Consider the following 16894-nt stretch of genomic DNA (forward strand, 5'->3'; position numbering starts at 1 on the left):
GATACATGCGTATCACGTCGGTCGATGCGTCGTCGCCAGCATCGAGGCGATCGTCGCGGTGGCGTCACCGACGGCCTGGAAGTAGTCGTCGACCGACCGACCGGCGGCCGGCGCAAGCACCACGTCGTAGACGTCGAACGTCCGTCCGGACGCCAGACACCGCAACCCGTTGCGCCAGACCTGCAGGTCGACCGCCGCCGGAAGCCGCTGCCCGTCCTCGACGGTTCGGGCCAGCCGGACCAGTGTCTCTCTCACGTCGTCGGCCACGTCGTCGTCGACGGGCAGCACGCCGATCTCACGGCACGCCGGCCGAAGCGGCAGCTCCGCGTACACGTGACCCGCACAGCTGTTGTAGGTGACCCAACCACGCCCGACCGCCGCGCGGACCAAGGGCCGAACACCCTCCTCGATGCACTGCAGCCACTGCGCGTCGTGGGGGGTCAGGTCCGGCGCACTGTAGGCGGCCGGCTCCCCGGTCGCATTGACATTTCCGAATCTCGACCTGGCCAACCGGTAGTACCCGGACGGACGGCCCGAGTGCGGCGAGCGCCAGCGGGCCACGAACTCCATGACGTCGTCCATGTCGTTGCGGTACGGCGCCATCGGCGGCCGGTACGGTGGGTTCCGGCTATCGGTCAGCCGCATTCCGCACCCTCGCTCGCCGATACCTCGCCGGCACCGAGAGACCTCGCCCAGTCGATCATCTGCCCTCCAGTGATGGGAACGTGCTCGTCGCCGCGGCGCAGGAGCCACGTCGACGAATAGCGGTGCGGTGTCCATCCCGGCCCCCTGACTCGGGCCGGACACGGACTGGGCGTGGCGTTCACCGGCCACACGGAAAGGAGAATCTCGGCCATCACCACTTGAAGTTGACGGAAGAGAGCCTCGAGGTGGCACGTCGCGAACCCACCGTGGTCGATGTCGCGAAACCGGGTCGACACCGGCCGGTGCCCCAGTCTCGCCTGAAGGATCGGCAGCCACTTCTCACCGAGCAACGGCATGCCGGCCGCGGCGATCTCCGCGAGCGCCGCGTGAACGACGATCTGCCGCCACACGACGGCCGCGGAGTCGAGCATCGACGCCTCCGCGCAGCCCACCAGATCCTCCGCCAGACTGCCTATCCATTCCGCCTGATGCGCCACGGCCCATTGGCGGTAGACGGCGCGTTCCGCGGCCGACGACACCGCTACGGCGGGTCCGGGGATCCGCACTGCGGTCATGTACCGGGTCAGCCCCTCGATGTTCGCGCGCACAGCCCCGAACGTGTCCAGATGCGAGAGCCCCACGTCGAACGAGCCCAGCAGCGACCGGATAGCGGCCAGGTCGGCGTGGTCGTACGTCACCACGTCGACCCGTGTCCCGTCGACGATCCGGCTGAAGCGGCTGTGCCGGCCGAACCGGCCGCGGTCGGCCACCACCAGCCGGATGTCGATGTCGCTGCGCTGATGGGCAAACCCGCACGCGAGCGCACCCTCGACCCAGACGTCCGCGACGCCGGCTCCGCCGCGAAGTTCGTCGCCCACCGTCGCGGCGATCGCGAGGCGCTTCGTCGCCGCTTCCGTCGGTGTCGCGCTCATCACGCCTATCTCCGGTAGCGCCCGAACGCCAGGTCTCCTGTGCCGGCGACGACCTCCACCGGCGACGGTAGTCCGAAGTAGTGGTCGGACGCCCGCTTCACACCGGGCAGGCCGTTCCACGCCCGCGGATTCCGCTCGACATCCGCATAGTCGTCGATGATGAGCGCTCCCTTCCTGGACAGCAACGGCACCGTGTGCTCGAGGCTGACCAGGATCGAGTCGTAGAAGTCACCGTCCAGGTAGGCGAAGGCGATCGGTTGGGTCAGTGCCCGCGGAAGCGTCTCCTCGAACCAGCCTTCGTGGATGACCGGGTACCGGAGCTGCCACTTGTCGTGCGTGGCCAGGAAATCGGGGACGGTGGTCGCGATCTCCCCCGCACCGAGGTGGTCGGAGTCGTGCTCGCCCGGCTCGGGCAGACCGCGGAACGAGTCGAAGACCCAGATCTCGCGATCGGTGTCGCCGGCGTCGTCGAGCACCGCTCGCATCCACACGCTCATCGCCCCTCGGAAGCAGCCGAGTTCGACGACCACGCCCGCGACGCTCTCACCGACCATCCGCGTCAGCTCCGACCTCACCACGGTCAACCGGTCGGGATCGACCGTTCCGGCGTGTTCGTCCAGCAACCACGCTTCCAGGTCGTCGAGTCGAACGCTCATCTTCGCTCCGAGTTCTGCGCTCACCAGTCGTCGGCGAGCACGTCGTGGCCGTCCGCCGAGAGCGAGTACACCAACCTGTCGGTGACCTGCGGCAGAAGATACTTCGCCGGCAGGTCGACGATCGGCACCCACTCGAAACCGATCTGCATCGGATCCACCGGGTCGCTGAACCGTGGCTCGCCCGTCGCCGGTGTCGTCGCCATGAAGTTGAACTGCACCTTCTGCACGTCGCCGTACTTGCCACCCCAACCCTCGGGGACGTATTCGACGACGAACAGCAGTCGCCTCACGTCGACCGGAAGACCGGTCTCCTCGAGGACCTTCCGCCTGGCGGCAGCGCGCAGGAACTCGCCTTTGCGGGCCTTTCCGCCAGGAAGGTTGTAGTGGAACTCACCGTCATCGTATGACAGCAGCAGTACGCAACCGTTGCGCACGACGGCGACTTTGACCGATACGCTGATCTCTGGTAGCAAAGGGAACTCCCCGCGATCGGCATGGCCAGCGAGTGAGCGCGTCCGCCCACCCGCTGGCATGATCTCAGCGTCGGTCGGTCTTGGCGGCGAGCGCCTCCTCGACGCGGCGCCAATCCCGCGTGCTCACACTGGACGTGTGAGCCGTGGGACGCACTGCGCCCTCGTCACGGCGGAACTCACGCAACGCCGCCAGGAACGTGCCGAAATCCACGTTGTCCTGCATGCCAATCCTCCTCTCCCCAACTCGTCGGGATATCAGAGTGAAGCCGTAGCTTCCGGTTCCCCACAACGGAGAACGTCCTGCACGCTTGCAAGCCGCTCCCCGTCGTCGAACACACCAGTCTCGACGAATCGCTCGGCGACCCGGCGCATGCCCGAGATCGCCGCCCGGCTCAACTGGTTGGCGTAGATGCACAGTCGGTATCCCGCGTCGCCGAGCATGTGCCACGACATGTGCGGGAAGGCCGTCGGTACCGTCACCAGAGGCACCCGGTGATCCCATCGCGCGGCCACCTGCAACGCCTCCCGTCCGGCCGGATCCTTCGAGTGGATCAGGACCGCGTCAGCCCCGGCGTCCACCATCCGTGCGGCGCGGTCCAGGGCGACGGACAGGTCGAGCTGCACGATGAGGCTCTCCGTCCGGCCGATGATCATCGTTTCCGGACCCACCACGGACCGCATCTCCATCAACTGGGCGCAGACCAGTTCCAGATCGGCGATGCGCTGCTCGCGGTGCCCGCTGAAGCTGTTGCACTTCGGATAGGCGCTGTCCTCGAGGCACAGGGCGGCGGCGCCGGCGCGCGCCAGTTCGTTGGCGTAGCGGCGGGCGGTCAGGGTCGATCCCCCGGCGTTGTCCACATCGACGACGACCGGAAGGTCGCAGAAGCCGGTGAGGGCGAGGACCACGTCCGCGAGATCCCGGGATCCGAGGACATTGGCGTCAGGCAGGCCGCGGGAGGCGGACACCTCCAGTCCGCTGACCCAGAGTGCGTCGAAGCCGGCCTCCATCGCGACGCTTGCCGCCAGGACACTGCTGGTTCCGACGGCACGCACCGGCGGGGATCCGGTCGGCGCGTTCAACGCCGTCCGCAGTCGCGTCGCGGGCGTCTCCGACCCCGTGAACGTCAGCACGGCATGACCCCCCGCTCGGCCAGTGCGCGCCAGGCGTCGTGCAGAACCTCAGCCGGTTTCCGGGCCGCGTCGATGGCGACGACGTCTCCGCAGTACGGAAAGTCGTCGGGTTTGGCGATCACCGCGTCGTACACGCTCCGGACCCGGTCCTGGATCTCGAGGACGTCCCAGTCGACGCGAGCGGAGTCGCCGGACCGGCGGCCGACGCGTTCCACCGAGTCCTGCGGCGACACCGAGAGCACCAGCGTCACGTCGGGCGCGCTGCCGATCATCTTTCCGAGCCGGTCATGGACCTCGACCGCGTCCGCCCCGTGTTTGACCGCGAAGAAGGCGATCTCGCTCAGGAGCCAGCGGTCGGCGATGACGGGCCGGACCGCGACCGAGGGCGCGACCAGGCGGTGGAGCGTGGCGGCCTTGTCGGCACCGAGGGCCGCCAGATACTCCTCGCGGTTGTCGGGCGTCGGACGGTACTTGCCGTCGACCAGGGTCTGAATGTGCTCCACCGCCACGAAGTTCGTGGTGAGGACACACAATGGGGTTACCCCGAACAGATCCGACCAGATCCGGAACAGTCCTTTGCGGACGGTCGTCTTGCCCGCACCGTCGAGGCCCTCGACGACGACGAACGGATATCTCCTGATGCTCATTCGGCCTGTCCCGCTCCCGTACCGGACCTGTACTTGGTGAACCTGCCGCGCCAGGGGACCAGCAGACCGACCAGATCGACGAGGCGCAGTTCGGCCAGGATCTCCAGCAGACCGCCGACGCTCGCCTCCTCGGCGATCATGGCCGTCGTCAGCCGGCAGTAGGCCAGCCGTGTCCCGTCACGTCCGTCACCTCGCGCCGCCTCACCGACGAGCCGCAGCGCCGCCCCGGTCGCGGCCGTCCGCGCGGCCGACTCCAGCGTCTCCGCGCTCACCTCGGTCGAGACCGGCCGCAGCGTCGAGTGGTGCACCCCGCGGTGGCGGATGACCGTGAAGAACGCCGTCCACCAGGCGGCTGCCGCGGTCACCTCGACCAGGGCGCGGTGCAGGACCGGTTCACGGCCGGCGTCACACCACTCGTCGGCGAGCCCGGCCACTGACCGTACGAGCCGTCCCTGCCCGGTGCCCGGGTCGAACCGGTGGGCGAGCGACACGATGACATCCAGGCCGGCGTCGACGATCAGAGATCCGGCCGCCTCGTCCGGCTCCATCGGTGGCAGGGCGCCGACGATGTCGGTGGGCCTGACGTCAGGCGTGACGAGCGGAAGGATCCCGTCGGCCTCGAGGCACCGGGTGAACTCGTCGAGGTGCAGCAGCAGCCGTTGCCCCTGGAGGCCGTCGGCGAGAATCTGCCAGCTCGCCTCGATGCTCGGATCTCGTGTCGCTTCTATCGTCACCACGCCCGGAAGGCGGTCAGCAAACATCTTTCGGTCCTCTCACACCTCTGCACCGACGCGGACGAACTCGAGGTCGCCCGCCCGCGGCAGGCTGATGGTGAAGCTGCGGCCGGTCCCGAGGGTCAACCGGTAGCCGGGGCCGGCGAAGTCGTTCCCGTCGACGGTGAGCAGGTCCGTCGCCGACCCCCGTCGCAGCGCGAGCGCGCCGTCGTCGAGATCGAGCCGCAAGGGTAGCGGCAGGTGCCGGCAGCGGTACTCCCCCAGCCAGCCGGACGCTTCCGTCACGGTCTTCGGCGCGGCATCGACCGGGTCGACGTCGTCGTCGGCCGACCCCACCGCGCGGAGGCCACGCGCCAGCGCCTCGTGCGGTGTGCCTCCCGACCGGAGCGCCAGCTCGGCCGCCCCCGCCACGTGAGCCGCGTCGGTGTCGCTGCGGTTGGTCGTACACACGATCAGGTGACCCGCGTCGGACCACACGGCCTGGGCCGAGTAGCCCTGCTCGTGTCCCGCGTGGTTGAACCAGCCGGTGCCGCCACCGTCCCGTTCGACGAACAAGCCGGCGCCGTACCCCGTCGACGAACCATCGGCCAGGCGTCCCGGTTCGTGCAGAAGTCGGCGCAGCGCGGGGTTCGCGGGCTCACGCCGCGTTTCGCCGCGATGCCAGCTCGCCAGGTCCGAGACGCTGGTGAACAGCGCGCTCCCGCCGGGTATCGTCGTCGGACGGTCGGCGCGCATCGGCATACCGTCGACCTCGGCGTAGGAGTGGGCGAGGCGGGCCACGACCTGATCCGGTCTGCTGAGGACACCGGTGTCCGACAGGCCCGCCGGGGAGAACAGCAGCCGGTCGGCGACCTCGGCGAGGGTCTCGTCGAAGGCGCGCTCGACCACCATTCCCAGCAGGATGTAGTTGCTGTTGCTGTAGGAGAACCGGGTACCCGGCGCGAACATGCACGTCTCCTGCCGCGACAGCAGCGCGACGACGTCGGTGCGGGTCAGGTAGTCGTACTCGCGGAGACCCATCAGCGCGAGCATGGTCTCGGCGTCGCGGATACCGCTCGTGTGGTGCATCAACTCGATGAGCCGGACGTGGGCGGCGGACGGGACGTCCGGTACCCACGTCGCCAGTTCGTCGTCGAGGTCCAGGCGGCCGTCGTCGGCCGCCAGAAGCGCCAGCCGAGCCGTGAACTGCTTCGCCACCGACGCCGCCTTCACCACCGTGTGCGAGGTGAACGGCACCGCGTGCTCGACCACCGCCATGCCCTCCGAGTACTCGGCGACGTCGCCGGCCGGGCCTTGGACGAGCAGGGCGACTCCCCCGTTGGTCATGGCTCGATCACGCCGACCCGGCCATGGAGGACTGGAGGTCGAGAACCTGGTCCCGGTACCACCGGACGGCGTCGGCGAGGGCGGGCTCGGTGATGAGTTGCAGCGCCCGGTCGGCGTCGTCGCGGGCGGCCGACAGCTCCTCGGCGTGCTTGAGATACATGGCCCTCGCCATGGCGGCAACCTCCCGCGGCACCTCCGCCTCGGCCAGCCGTGCGCAGAACAGCGCGACGTGCGAGAAGGCCCAGACCCCGTGCAGGAACCCGAAGGCGGGACGCTTCATCTGACGCCACGGCGCGTAGTACGACGCGTCGTCCGGGAACGACACGTCGTGGGCCGCCAGGAGGTCGTTCATCGCGGTGTGGGCCGCCTCGTGGATGAGGTCGCGGGCGACGAAGTAGTGCTCGTCGAAGTAGTCGAGATGCACGGTGGTGGGCAGCGCGCTCGTGGTCCAGCTACGGACGTCGGTGTCGTGCATCGTCCGGCGCTGGAGGAGGACGACCACGCGGCAGTTGCGCGACACGGTCGGGCCAAAGTCCGCCTCGACCGCCATGGCCAGGGCGGCCTGGATCAGGCGCCGGTCCCGTTCGTCGGCGGTCGCACAGACGTCGGGGTCGACGACGGCAACCGGCGTGCGCGACAGTTGCTGGTCGTCGATCAGCGAAGCCTCGTCCGGATGGGCGACCAGGACCGGCCCGGCGGCCGTCCCGATCGGCCGGAGGCTGTCCTGGCTCGAACGCAACCGCAGCGCCCGCCGCATCCCCGGGACGTCTCCGGTCTCCGCCGCCCGCTGCACCGATTCCAGGACGTGGTGTGCCAGGCCGTACCGGAGCGGGAGGTCGGACGCCGCCGTACCGGCCCACCCGGCGTCGCCGGCGTCCGGGATCAGCGCCAGCATCTCGTCAATGCGCGCGACCTTCGCCACGCGGTGCTGGTCCACCGTGCGCCACAGACTCTCGTATGGCGTCGAGGTCGGCTCCGAAACGTCCACAGTGTTCTCCCACATAGTCGATCAGCCACCGACGGGAGGCACAGTACTCACCCTCCCATCCCGTATTGACCAGTCGCAGCCGATCGGCCAGCGATCCGCCGCAGCACACCCCTACGTGTGTGCACGATGAACACACCTCGAGCAGGGAACTCATACCCTGACGCAACTCCGGGTTGCGCTGGAACATGATCACGTCGTTCAGATCGGTGACCGTGTCCGTCGACCCTATCCGGGCATCGGGTGTCGAAATCTCCTCGGACGCTCCGATCGTTCCGTCAGGGTAGAGCGAAACGATGAAGGGCTCCTTTTTTTCGGACCAGTCGGTGAGCGCGACGTCGGCCTCGACGAAATGGAGCATGATGGAGAAGATCGGCTCGAGAATGAATTGCCGAAAGTGGCCCTCACGCCAGCTGTCGAAGCAGCCCGCGACGAACTCCGCGTATTCCATGGGAGTGGTCGCCCAGCCCGCGGCGCCCTGCCCGGAGCCGTTCAGGAGCTGAAGAGACTTGGCGTTTCCCTTCGGAAATTTCAAGGTCGTCACGTTGTAGTCCAGGCACGGGCTCAGCCGTACCGCACGGACGTGGGGGAACCCGGCCACCATCGCCATCGTCTCGGCCGCCCGCTGCAGAACCAGGTTGGTCACCGTGACGCACAACGCGATGGAACGGCCGCGCGCTCTCAGCAGTTCGATACCGCGCAGCACCTTGTCGAACGTCGGCATGTCGCGGTAGTCGACCCGGTAGGAGTTGGCCGACCGGGGACCGTCGACCGACACGCCGATGTCGATACCGGGACACAGTTCGTCGAACAGATCCAGCCAGCTGTCATTCAGCAGCATGCCGTTGGTCTGCATCGTCACCTCGAGCGGCCCCGGATATGCGCCGAGAACCTCGAGGAGCGCCCGCATCCGCTTCACCCCGATGAGAAGCGGCTCGCCGCCGTGCAGCACCACCCGCATCGGCCGACCCCGGCCCGCACGGAGAAACGAGTCCAGAACCTCCGGACTGAGCCATCGCTCGTCCGGATACGGCTTGCGTTTCTCGTAGCAGTAGTAACAGTTGATGTTGCAGGCTTCACCGGCGAGCTTGAGAATCGCTGTCAACGAATCTTCAGCTGAAGGCAAACGCAATTGCATCTGCGACTCCTTCGCCATGCTGCCACTGATTGTGCGCTGCGCCCGCGGGGAGCAAATTCCCCGCTCGTCCACAACAGCGCCGGATGCCGACTACGTTAGCTATTCACGTCGATGGAATCAAGGGATGTCTGGCGATGCAACCGTCAAATTCCGCGCGAAAGCTCCGCGTCTGCGGAAACACCTTCCGGCGGCATTGCAATTTCCGGGGATCTTCCTGTCGATGATTGGTGTGCATTCTCGGTTCCGATCCGGAAATCGGCGAGGAAAGAGTCGCACGATGCCGCGAGAAATACCGTGCGGGCCGTGACGGCCGCCGCCTGTGCCGACGGAAAGCCCCGATCGTTCGCGGCGATGTCCAATGCTGCGGGTGCCACCTCCCAACGCTCGGCCAGCCACCGCAGCACCTGATCCTCCGCCATCTCGTCCGGATCGAAGTCCGGCCGGTGCCGACGACCGAGCTCGTTGATGGCGGAGACCCGGTCGGCCAGACCCAGCGCCTGTGCGTATCCGGGAAGTTTCCGGAACGCCGCGAGCATCAGCTCGTCGGCGGTGATTCCCGGCTCGACACGGAAACTGCGCACCAGCACGCGAGCAACGATCTCCACCCGATCGGCGCCGGCCAGCTCGTGCTCGGTGACCCACGTGCCGAGCGGGCCCGGCAGCTCGTCCGGCCCGTACCAACCGACGTGCGCACCGTGGCGCACCGCCGCCTCCGGGAGTCCGGACCCGTTCCCGGGTACGGTCCCACCGGACCGGCAGCGGGTACGGCAGTCCTCCGCGAGCCACCGGAGCACCGCGTGGCCGTACACCGACGGGAAGTCGGTGGCCAGCACCTGACACATGCGCAGTGCCGCCAGTTCCTCGCTGTGGTTGGCCGCCAACTGCCACCCGTACAGATAAAGGGTGCGGGTGGGGGCCGCGGAGCGCAGGCCCGGACCCGCCCGACGCAGCACGCCCACCAGGCTCCGCGCATCGTCACGCTTGCGATCGATCGTCGACGTCGCAAGGAAGCGCCCCAGGCGCCAGGCTGCCGCATCGTCGACGCCCGACGCCACGGCGACGGTGACGACCTGCCGCCAGGACCGGTCGCGATACGGCATGGCGCCGAGCTCCCCCACGATGCGGTCGGCGGTCTCCGGATCGCAGAGCCCCTGCCGGGACGCCTCCACGAGTTTCGCGCGGGTGTTGACCAGCGGCTCGGACAGTGGCCGGTATCCGTCCTCGGCCGTGCCGTGCATCAGCGCGACCTCGTCGTCGGCCCAGAGGACCCGGTCGCGGTAGTCCTCGAAGATGCCGCCGACGCCCACCATCCCGTGGTCGGCGAGCTCGGCCGCACGCAGCGCACCGATGCTGGCGGCGCCGAACACCGTCGCGCCCCGGGCCATCAGATCGAGGATCTCCTTGTGCGGAACGGCCTGTGCCTGGTGGAAGTAGCCGTCGATGATGCCGACGGCGTCGCCCACCTCCACGTCGAGCTCGATCAGGTCACCCGCGGCCACGGGCGGACGGACGGTGATGTCGTCGCAGGAACGGATGTCCGGAAGCGAGGGTCCGACGAACAGGTATCGGTTCACGAGGCGTCCTCAGTAGCCGTCCGGACAGGTAAGGCGGGGTGCGAGGATCCGCACCACAGGAATGCCGATGTCAGGTCTGGTCAGGTCGACGGCCAGCGGCCGGAGCCCCGTCGACGCCGTCACCCGGTCGACGAGAAGCCCGACCGCCGCCTCGGTCGTGGCGGCCGCGCCGAACTCCGCCGGCACGCCGTTCCGCACCTCGGTGAGCTCCACCGACGCGGCAGGCGCGTCGCGCCGGGACGGCGCGCGCGTTCGTCGATGCACGGTCTGGCCGATGTCCTCCCGCGTTCCCGCGATCGCCGCGACCCTCGACTGTGCCGCCTCCGTCAGCGCCCGGCACAGTGCCAGATCGGGATCCCCGTGCGCGGCGCTTCCGCAGAACTCGACCGGAAAGTCCTCACTGAACACACGCGCCACGAAGCACACCACACCGGTGGGTGACGTCGCGAGATCGACCTCGACACCGACGCCCGCCCGCCGGAACCGGTCGAGAAGTTCCGTCGCCGGTCCGTCGATACTTCCGGACCTGACCCGGACCCCGCCACCCCCGGCGCGGGCCATCGCGTCGCGCTCCACCACCTCGTACAGGCCGTGCAGTACCGCCTCCCCGTACGTGTTACCGCTCGCGAGCCCGTTGCTGGTGACCTCGAACAGCGGCACCGACCACATCGGACGGACGGTGCTGTCCATCCGCAGCAGGGCCGTCGGAACCATCGTCTCCTCCGTGGTGCCCAACACACTTGCGGGGCTCCACTCGAGCGTGGTACCCGGGTGGAGGAGGTGCCGGTCAGCGAGCCGCAGCGCCGAGAGAGGACAGCTCATCCGGTCCTCCATCTCACGGACGGGCGCCACCGTCTCCGCGGGACCGAGCTCCTCGGAGTGCCATACCTCGAGTGCCTCCATGCACGCCGACACGACCGAGTGCAATGTCGTCATTCCCTTTCCCTGGGAAACCGACAGTGTCCTCGCGTTGGGGCGAATGGCCTGACACACCGGTATACCGACGTCGTCGAGCCACGTGACATCGGCGATGCGGGTGACGCCGACACGCTTCAGGATCGGCTCGATCTGCCTGAAGGTCTCCGCCGGTGTGCGGCACCGGTGTCTGTCGTAAACCGGGACGCCATCGAGCACGGTCCGCTCCATCCTTGACGTTCCCACCGCGAGGCCGATGACGGCCGCCCGCCTGACATCGTCACTTCTCACGGCAGCCAAAGCACCATAACATCAGTGTAGGGTGACATTCGTCTATGGCACATCCGACACATGTAGTTTCCGGTCTATTTCCGTGACACGTGTGTGGCAGACCGATCCCACCGGACGGGAGAGCAGAATGCATGTAGCCGAATCCCTCACAGTGACCAGTTTCGAAGGCTTTCTCGAGGCCCAGGAGCTCGACACACTCCGGTCGTCACTGCGTGACGTGTTGGCGGACATCGACCGTGGCGCACACTCCGAACGCGACCGGGGCAGTTCCGTACACGTCATCGACGGATACTCCCTGACCGAGACAATGACGATCTTCGAGCCCGCTGGTCGCGCCGAGACCACCGCGCTGCCGGACGAGGCGGCGAAGCTGCTGGCCCTGGCAAGCGAACGCGCCGTGCCGCGGTTGCGCCGGTTCCTGCCGTCGGCCCGCACCGTGTCGGACTGGATCCTCGTGAGCTACGGCGTCGGCCAGTACATCACCCCGCACATCGACCTGGCACACAACGACGACGACCCGAACCACCCGAAGCTCGCGGGCATCGGAGTTCCACTCACGCCCGCCGACGAGTACGAGGGCGGTGAGTTCTTCGTCGAGACGACCGCCAGCCCCAGCATCTGGGCCGGGGAACACAACGGCGTGCCCTACACGCGGCCGGACTGCGACGAGTCGGCGGAATGGTTCCGTTCGCTGCGCCGCACCCGGTGGCAGGCACGCGCCCAGGCCGGTGACGCCCTGCTGTACGGCTCCCAGCTGACCCATGGCACCACACCCGTGACAGCGGGCCGGGTCACCAAGGTGATCGGGTTCGTCCTTGCCTGACCGGTGGGAGCCGGATCGCCGACCACGACCACCGGACTCGTGATGATCGGCGAAATGATCACGGTGTTCGTCCGATGACGCGTATCGAGACCCCGTGGGGGCCGTGGCAGGCGGTGACCGTCACCCGGGCCGCCGAGCTCTTCGCCCACCTCGGCGCTCCCTGGTTCGTCGCCGGCGGCTGGGCCATCGAGCTCGCCGTCGGCGGCCCGGTGCGCGAGCACGCCGACATCGACATCATGCTCCTCCGGCGGGACCAGGGCCGCCTTCACGACGTCCTGCCGGGCTGGGACATTCACGCGGCGGACCCGCCCGGCACGCTTCGTCCCTGGCCACGCCACGAGGTGCTTCCGTCCGGTGTGCACGACGTCTGGTGCCGGCCGGCGGCCGACGAACCCTGGCGTCTCCAGGTGATGCTCGACGAGTCCATCGGCGATCGCTGGGTGTCGCGGGTCGACGCCCGCGTGACGCGTCCCGTCGCGTCCCTGCGGAACCTCACACCGGACGGGATCCCGTACCTCACGCCGGAGGTGCAGCTGTTCTACAAGTCACGGCACACACGCCCGCGTGACGAGACCGACTTCTCGGCGGTCCTGCCGTACCTCGATGGCCGGCAACGGAGCTGGCTCGACGACGCGTTGGCGCTGACCGCACCGGACCACGCGTGGCGGCGCAGACTACGGGACAGCCCGATGTGACCGGCCGTCGGCGGGCAGCAGCCGTTCGACGACACCGGCGATCGTCGGATCTTCCACGAACGACTCGTACGTGATCATCGAGCCCATCCGCTCGTCCACCAGATACAGCATCTTGATGGCCAGGATGGACGTGCCGCCCTGCGCGAAGAACCCGGGATCGCCGGAGGCGTCCACAGGGTGGCCCAGTACCTCGCTCCAGATCGCCGCCACCGCACCCGCCATGGTCGTCACGACGCCTCCCCCCACGCCGCCAGGTCACTCAACACCGCGGACACGACGGTGCGGTACACAGCGCCCACGGCGCGCCCGTCGACGTCCTTCCGGTCGGCGTTGGCGAACATGGACATCGACATTTCCTTCTCCGGATCGGCCAGGACGACGACGCTGCTGTAGCCCTTGTGGCCGAACACCCGCCGTCCGCAGTCGGGCGAGAAGGAGATCGAGGTGTTCACCGGATGCCAGTTGCTCTCGATCTCGAAGCCGATGCCGTAGTCGACGATTCCCCCGTGGCACTCGGGATATCCGACCCTGACCCGGCTCGTCAGGGCCGTCGCGGTGGGTTCGCCGATCAGCCGCACGCCGTCGAGGGTTCCGCCGTTGAGCAGGCACCGGTACACCCGGCCCAGGTCCGCCATCGGCCCCCAGCAGGAGTTCGAGCCGCCCGCGTGCGTCACGGTGCTCCCCCGCCGGAGGTCGGGGAGTTCGTCCATGCCCATCGGGGCCGCGCGTGCTCCAGGCGGGGCCCCGTAGGAGGAACGGGTCATTCCCAGTGGCTTCAGGACGTGCTCCCTGAGATGGCTGCCCAGGTCGGTACCGGAGACCCGCTCGATCAGAAGGGCGGCCAGGACCCATGGCCACAGGCCGTACCAGGACCGTTCCCGCGTGGTCGGCTCCGTCTGCAACGACTCGATCGCCGCCAGCAGGTTCTCGTCATCGGCGTGTCCCACCGGATCCAGCCAGGTCGGTACGGGGACCCGGTAGGTGAGGGCGTCGCGGAGCCGCGCGTGACCCACGATCGGATCCTTGAAACGCAGTTCCGGTAGGGCATCGGCCAGCGTGACGTCCAGCGACAGCCGGCCGGCCTCCCAGAGCTGTCCGAGCGCGAGTGCCACGACGCACTTCGTCGCGCTCGACCAGTAGCACGGCGTGTCACGCGTCATCGGCGTGTCCGGGGCGGCCATACCCGCGGCCGCGTCGATCCGCACGGCAGCGCCCTGCGTGACGTGCAACTGGTACCCGGTGTACAGCGATCCCAGGTGCCGGTCGAGAATGCTCAGGGCCGCCGACCTCATACCCGAACCTCCTCCAGGCGCTCCGCGATCGATCCTTCGACCCATCGGTCGAGTTCTGTGCGCACGTCACCGCGCTGTCCGCCGACGTGCGGGGTGACGAACACGTTCGGCGCCGCCGACAACAGCTCCCCGACCGCCATGACGTGTTCGTCGTCCACGGGGTCAATGGCCAGGCCGAACAGCTGCCCGGCGCGCAGGGCCGCCGCCACGCCCACCAGATCGAGGGTCTCCATGCGTCCGACACACGTGAGCACCGGCCGGCGCGGCGCGGCCTTCGCCAGCCATGCCGCGTCGACAATGCCCGTCGTCTCAGGACGCAACGGCAGGGCGACCACGTGAATGTCGGACTCGGCGCGCAGCCGGTCGGCGTCGGCCTGTGCGAGATGGCCCGGGTTCGACGGCCAGCGCGCGTAGCGGACCGCGGCGCCGTACCGGTCGAACAGCAGACCGGTCGCCCGGCCGACAGGCCCGGCGCCCCAGATGGCGACCCGGCTACCGGCCAGCGTCCGGCCCATGCACCGGGCCTTGAGATGTACGCCCGCGGTGAGGCCGCGAAATCCCTCCGCCGCCCGGCGGAGGACGACCAGCGTGGACATGAGGGCGATCTCCGCGATCGCGTCGGCGCTGATCTCGGGGCGCCGCACGAACGTGATGCCGCGACGTCGCAGCGCGGTGAGGTCGATGTTGTCGGTACCGGAGCCCGGTCGGATGACCCAGCGCAGGGCCGGCAGGTCGAGCAGGTCCTTCTCCGTGATCCGGGGAGTGGAGCGCAGGACCACCCCACAGACCTCGTGCCGGACGGCCTGACCGACGTCGGGCCACTTCTCGAACTCGCTCAGACGGAGGCCGGGGAAGCGTCGACGCAGACCACGCAGGTCCGCTGCCCCCCGGGCGACTAGTACGTGCAACGACGTGTCCCATCTCCGGTCGCCTCGGCGAGGTCACGGTGGATTGACCCGGCACCCCGGCCCGGAATCGGTTTCCGATTGTTTCCGCATTCTTTCCCGATCGATCCCCGTAATTTCCTAACGGCTCGTCGGCCACGGCCCCACCCACAGCAGGATAGCCATCGGGCGCATCAATGCAAACGGTCATGCGCGGCGTTGACACTCCGGGCGGGCCGTCGCTATCGTCGTAAATCGATCGCCGCGACGGCGGCCGCATCTGGGCATTCGCGTCGTGGTTTCGACATTTCCCTGGCACGCCGACATGCATGAATCGAGGTGCAGGATGACGGGCGATTCACCGGAATCCCGGTTTGATCTCGTCGCCCGGCTCATCGAGATCTGGTCGGAAGTCCTCGTGAGCGGCGTCGTGGACGGGCAGACCGACTTTGCGGAACTCGGTGGCTCCTCCCTGACGGCGGTTCGGATCCAGTCGCGGATCCGCAAGGAGTTCGGCCGGAACATCGAACTCGTCGAGGTCCTCGAATTCCGCACACCGGCCCGGCTTGCGGCACGAATTCCGGCCGCTCCGGCCTGGTCGAGAACTGACTGAGCGCCCTGACGCGCACTTACGAAATCCGGGGGATCCATGCCACCCAACGTTGTCAACTCGCATGACGAATGGAGTCCACTGGAAGAAGTAATCGTGGGTACTCCCTATCACCTCGATTACCACGACGACTCGTCTTTCCGCATGTTCTTCCACGATAATCTCAAGGACGCGAACAGCCGCGGCGTGTTCAGCCGGCGAAAGCCCGACAATCGACTTCGCGACGAATGCCTCGAGGACGTCACCGAGCTCATCGGGATTCTGGAGAGCGCGGGCGTCACCGTCCGCCGGCCGCAGGCGCTCAACAACGTGCCGACCGTGAGCACACCGCACTGGAGCGCCCCGATGGGCCATGCCCTCATGAGCCGCGACAATTTTCTCGTCGTCGGCGACGAGATCATCGAAACCCCTCCGCTCGTGCGGGCCCGGTATTTCGAGAGCGACCTGTACCGCGAGCTGTTCACCGAGTACTTCAACCAGGGTGCGCGGTGGACCTCGGTGCCCAAGTCGAGGCTGCTCGAACACAATTTCGACTACAGCTATCTCATCGAGAACGGGTACGACGGTCCCGTCCCCGCCGATCCGTTCTTCGAGATCATGTTCGACGGCGCGCAGGTCATGCGACTGGGTGCGGACCTCGTGTTCAACGCGTCGACCGAGAACCACCGGATGGGCGCCCGCTGGCTCGCCCGCCACCTCGGGCCGGACTACACGGTGCACGAGGTGAACGTCGCCGACAACCACATCGACGGCAAGATCCTTCCGCTGCGACCCGGCACGTTGCTCGTGCGGGAGGGCGTCGACCTGGAGGATCTTCCGAAGGGCCTCCAGAAGTGGGAGGTGATCTGGTACGAGTGGTTCGACAAGCCGGTCGAGTCGGAGCAGGACGGCATTCCTTTCCTCGCGTCACAGTCGATCGGAATCAACGTCCTGTCGCTGGACGAGGAACGCGTACTGGTGCAGGACATCCAGCATCCCCTGATGAGGAGCCTGGAGCGGGCGGGATTCACGCCGGTCCCGTGCCGGTGGCGACACGGCCGGTCGCTCGGTGGTGGCTTCCACTGCATGACGCTCGACATCCGCCGCCGCAGCACCCGTACCAGTTACATGTGATCCCGTGGGAGCGGCATACTCGTGACCCCC

General features: G+C 68.1%; 20 protein-coding genes. 4 read left to right on the top strand and 16 right to left on the bottom strand.

Translation table 11 applies throughout. The features are described from left to right. Window positions 1-12: 12 nt before the first annotated feature. The 13 genes from Voc01_RS38020 to Voc01_RS38080 form a co-directional block, all read right to left on the bottom strand. Window positions 13-645, bottom strand: coding sequence for a hypothetical protein (locus tag Voc01_RS38020; protein WP_203932533.1), 633 nt, complete (start codon window positions 643-645; stop codon window positions 13-15). Beyond that, complete coding sequence (locus tag Voc01_RS38025) at window positions 636-1577, bottom strand: nucleotidyltransferase domain-containing protein (protein WP_203932534.1); 942 nt, start codon at window positions 1575-1577, stop codon at window positions 636-638. The genes Voc01_RS38020 and Voc01_RS38025 overlap by 10 nt, the downstream gene beginning before the upstream one ends. 5 nt (window positions 1578-1582) lie before the next feature. Continuing rightward, window positions 1583-2233, bottom strand: coding sequence for a TylF/MycF/NovP-related O-methyltransferase (locus Voc01_RS38030; RefSeq protein ID WP_203932535.1), 651 nt, complete (start codon window positions 2231-2233; stop codon window positions 1583-1585). A 20-nt stretch (window positions 2234-2253) separates the two neighbouring features. Further along, entirely contained in the window at window positions 2254-2706 is a 453-nt protein-coding gene (locus tag Voc01_RS38035) for an NUDIX domain-containing protein (protein WP_239160795.1), read from the bottom strand. A gap of 64 nt (window positions 2707-2770) precedes the next feature. Further along, window positions 2771-2929, bottom strand: coding sequence for a hypothetical protein (locus Voc01_RS38040; RefSeq protein ID WP_203932537.1), 159 nt, complete (start codon window positions 2927-2929; stop codon window positions 2771-2773). Window positions 2930-2961: 32 nt separating this feature from the next. Continuing rightward, on the bottom strand, window positions 2962-3837 hold the full coding sequence (locus Voc01_RS38045; RefSeq protein ID WP_239160796.1) for an isocitrate lyase/phosphoenolpyruvate mutase family protein: 876 nt from the start codon (window positions 3835-3837) through the stop codon (window positions 2962-2964). After that, window positions 3831-4484 (bottom strand): dTMP kinase, encoded by a 654-nt coding sequence (locus Voc01_RS38050; RefSeq protein WP_203932538.1) that lies wholly within the window; start codon window positions 4482-4484, stop codon window positions 3831-3833. Before Voc01_RS38050 ends, Voc01_RS38045 begins: the two co-directional genes overlap by 7 nt. Next, the gene (locus tag Voc01_RS38055; protein ID WP_203932539.1) at window positions 4481-5245 is read right to left on the bottom strand and encodes a hypothetical protein; all 765 of its coding nucleotides are present in this window, start codon (window positions 5243-5245) and stop codon (window positions 4481-4483) included. Before Voc01_RS38055 ends, Voc01_RS38050 begins: the two co-directional genes overlap by 4 nt. Before the next feature lie 12 nt (window positions 5246-5257). Continuing rightward, a complete protein-coding gene (locus Voc01_RS38060; protein WP_203932540.1) occupies window positions 5258-6544 on the bottom strand; it encodes a serine hydrolase domain-containing protein in 1287 nt (428 codons plus the stop codon). 7 nt (window positions 6545-6551) lie between these two features. Then, on the bottom strand, window positions 6552-7466 hold the full coding sequence (locus Voc01_RS38065) for an aKG-HExxH-type peptide beta-hydroxylase (protein WP_203932541.1): 915 nt from the start codon (window positions 7464-7466) through the stop codon (window positions 6552-6554). Next, on the bottom strand, window positions 7444-8685 hold the full coding sequence (locus Voc01_RS38070) for a radical SAM protein (protein ID WP_203932542.1): 1242 nt from the start codon (window positions 8683-8685) through the stop codon (window positions 7444-7446). Before Voc01_RS38070 ends, Voc01_RS38065 begins: the two co-directional genes overlap by 23 nt. Before the next feature lie 125 nt (window positions 8686-8810). Continuing rightward, window positions 8811-10241: a TfuA-like protein gene (locus Voc01_RS38075; protein WP_203932543.1), complete on the bottom strand. Its 1431-nt coding sequence runs from the start codon at window positions 10239-10241 to the stop codon at window positions 8811-8813. Window positions 10242-10250: 9 nt separating this feature from the next. Beyond that, window positions 10251-11387, bottom strand: a complete 1137-nt coding sequence (locus Voc01_RS38080; protein ID WP_239160797.1) for a YcaO-like family protein — start codon at window positions 11385-11387, stop codon at window positions 10251-10253. Between the two features lie 211 nt (window positions 11388-11598). Between Voc01_RS38080 and Voc01_RS38085 the strand changes: the two genes are divergently transcribed. Both Voc01_RS38085 and Voc01_RS38090 read left to right on the top strand, forming a co-directional pair. After that, the gene (locus tag Voc01_RS38085) at window positions 11599-12270 is read left to right on the top strand and encodes a phytanoyl-CoA dioxygenase family protein (RefSeq protein WP_203932545.1); all 672 of its coding nucleotides are present in this window, start codon (window positions 11599-11601) and stop codon (window positions 12268-12270) included. A gap of 74 nt (window positions 12271-12344) precedes the next feature. Next, a complete protein-coding gene (locus Voc01_RS38090) occupies window positions 12345-12965 on the top strand; it encodes a nucleotidyltransferase domain-containing protein (protein ID WP_203932546.1) in 621 nt (206 codons plus the stop codon). Here Voc01_RS38090 and Voc01_RS38095 read toward each other — a convergent pair. Genes Voc01_RS38095 through Voc01_RS38105 form a run of 3 tightly spaced genes read right to left on the bottom strand, consistent with a single transcriptional unit; the run spans window position 12945 to window position 15165 of the window. After that, window positions 12945-13187, bottom strand: a complete 243-nt coding sequence (locus Voc01_RS38095; protein ID WP_239160798.1) for a phosphopantetheine-binding protein — start codon at window positions 13185-13187, stop codon at window positions 12945-12947. The genes Voc01_RS38090 and Voc01_RS38095 overlap by 21 nt on opposite strands. 5 nt (window positions 13188-13192) lie before the next feature. Then, window positions 13193-14257, bottom strand: a complete 1065-nt coding sequence (locus Voc01_RS38100; protein ID WP_203932548.1) for a serine hydrolase domain-containing protein — start codon at window positions 14255-14257, stop codon at window positions 13193-13195. Beyond that, window positions 14254-15165: an NAD(P)-dependent oxidoreductase gene (locus Voc01_RS38105; RefSeq protein WP_203932549.1), complete on the bottom strand. Its 912-nt coding sequence runs from the start codon at window positions 15163-15165 to the stop codon at window positions 14254-14256. The genes Voc01_RS38100 and Voc01_RS38105 overlap by 4 nt, the downstream gene beginning before the upstream one ends. A 322-nt stretch (window positions 15166-15487) precedes the next feature. Between Voc01_RS38105 and Voc01_RS38110 the strand changes: the two genes are divergently transcribed. Next, the gene (locus Voc01_RS38110) at window positions 15488-15754 is read left to right on the top strand and encodes an acyl carrier protein (protein WP_203932550.1); all 267 of its coding nucleotides are present in this window, start codon (window positions 15488-15490) and stop codon (window positions 15752-15754) included. A 93-nt stretch (window positions 15755-15847) separates the two neighbouring features. After that, window positions 15848-16864: a glycine amidinotransferase gene (locus Voc01_RS38115; protein ID WP_203932551.1), complete on the top strand. Its 1017-nt coding sequence runs from the start codon at window positions 15848-15850 to the stop codon at window positions 16862-16864. The last annotated feature ends 30 nt before the right edge of the window (window positions 16865-16894 follow it).

Origin of the sequence: Virgisporangium ochraceum (assembly GCF_016863655.1) — a bacterium.
GTDB lineage: Bacteria > Actinomycetota > Actinomycetes > Mycobacteriales > Micromonosporaceae > Virgisporangium > Virgisporangium ochraceum.

What these genes read in the sequence shown, in the direction of transcription:
- Voc01_RS38020 (WP_203932533.1), bottom strand. Translation starts at nt 645, where the DNA reads ATGCGGCTGACCGATAGCCGGAACCCACCGTACCGGCCGCCGATGGCG.
- Voc01_RS38025 (WP_203932534.1), bottom strand. Translation starts at nt 1,577, where the DNA reads ATGAGCGCGACACCGACGGAAGCGGCGACGAAGCGCCTCGCGATCGCC.
- Voc01_RS38030 (WP_203932535.1), bottom strand. Translation starts at nt 2,233, where the DNA reads ATGAGCGTTCGACTCGACGACCTGGAAGCGTGGTTGCTGGACGAACAC.
- Voc01_RS38040 (WP_203932537.1), bottom strand. Translation starts at nt 2,929, where the DNA reads ATGCAGGACAACGTGGATTTCGGCACGTTCCTGGCGGCGTTGCGTGAG.
- Voc01_RS38050 (WP_203932538.1), bottom strand. Translation starts at nt 4,484, where the DNA reads ATGAGCATCAGGAGATATCCGTTCGTCGTCGTCGAGGGCCTCGACGGT.
- Voc01_RS38055 (WP_203932539.1), bottom strand. Translation starts at nt 5,245, where the DNA reads ATGTTTGCTGACCGCCTTCCGGGCGTGGTGACGATAGAAGCGACACGA.
- Voc01_RS38060 (WP_203932540.1), bottom strand. Translation starts at nt 6,544, where the DNA reads ATGACCAACGGGGGAGTCGCCCTGCTCGTCCAAGGCCCGGCCGGCGAC.
- Voc01_RS38070 (WP_203932542.1), bottom strand. Translation starts at nt 8,685, where the DNA reads ATGGCGAAGGAGTCGCAGATGCAATTGCGTTTGCCTTCAGCTGAAGAT.
- Voc01_RS38080 (WP_239160797.1), bottom strand. Translation starts at nt 11,387, where the DNA reads ATGGAGCGGACCGTGCTCGATGGCGTCCCGGTTTACGACAGACACCGG.
- Voc01_RS38090 (WP_203932546.1), top strand. Translation starts at nt 12,345, where the DNA reads ATGACGCGTATCGAGACCCCGTGGGGGCCGTGGCAGGCGGTGACCGTC.
- Voc01_RS38095 (WP_239160798.1), bottom strand. Translation starts at nt 13,187, where the DNA reads ATGGCGGGTGCGGTGGCGGCGATCTGGAGCGAGGTACTGGGCCACCCT.
- Voc01_RS38100 (WP_203932548.1), bottom strand. Translation starts at nt 14,257, where the DNA reads ATGAGGTCGGCGGCCCTGAGCATTCTCGACCGGCACCTGGGATCGCTG.
- Voc01_RS38110 (WP_203932550.1), top strand. Translation starts at nt 15,488, where the DNA reads ATGACGGGCGATTCACCGGAATCCCGGTTTGATCTCGTCGCCCGGCTC.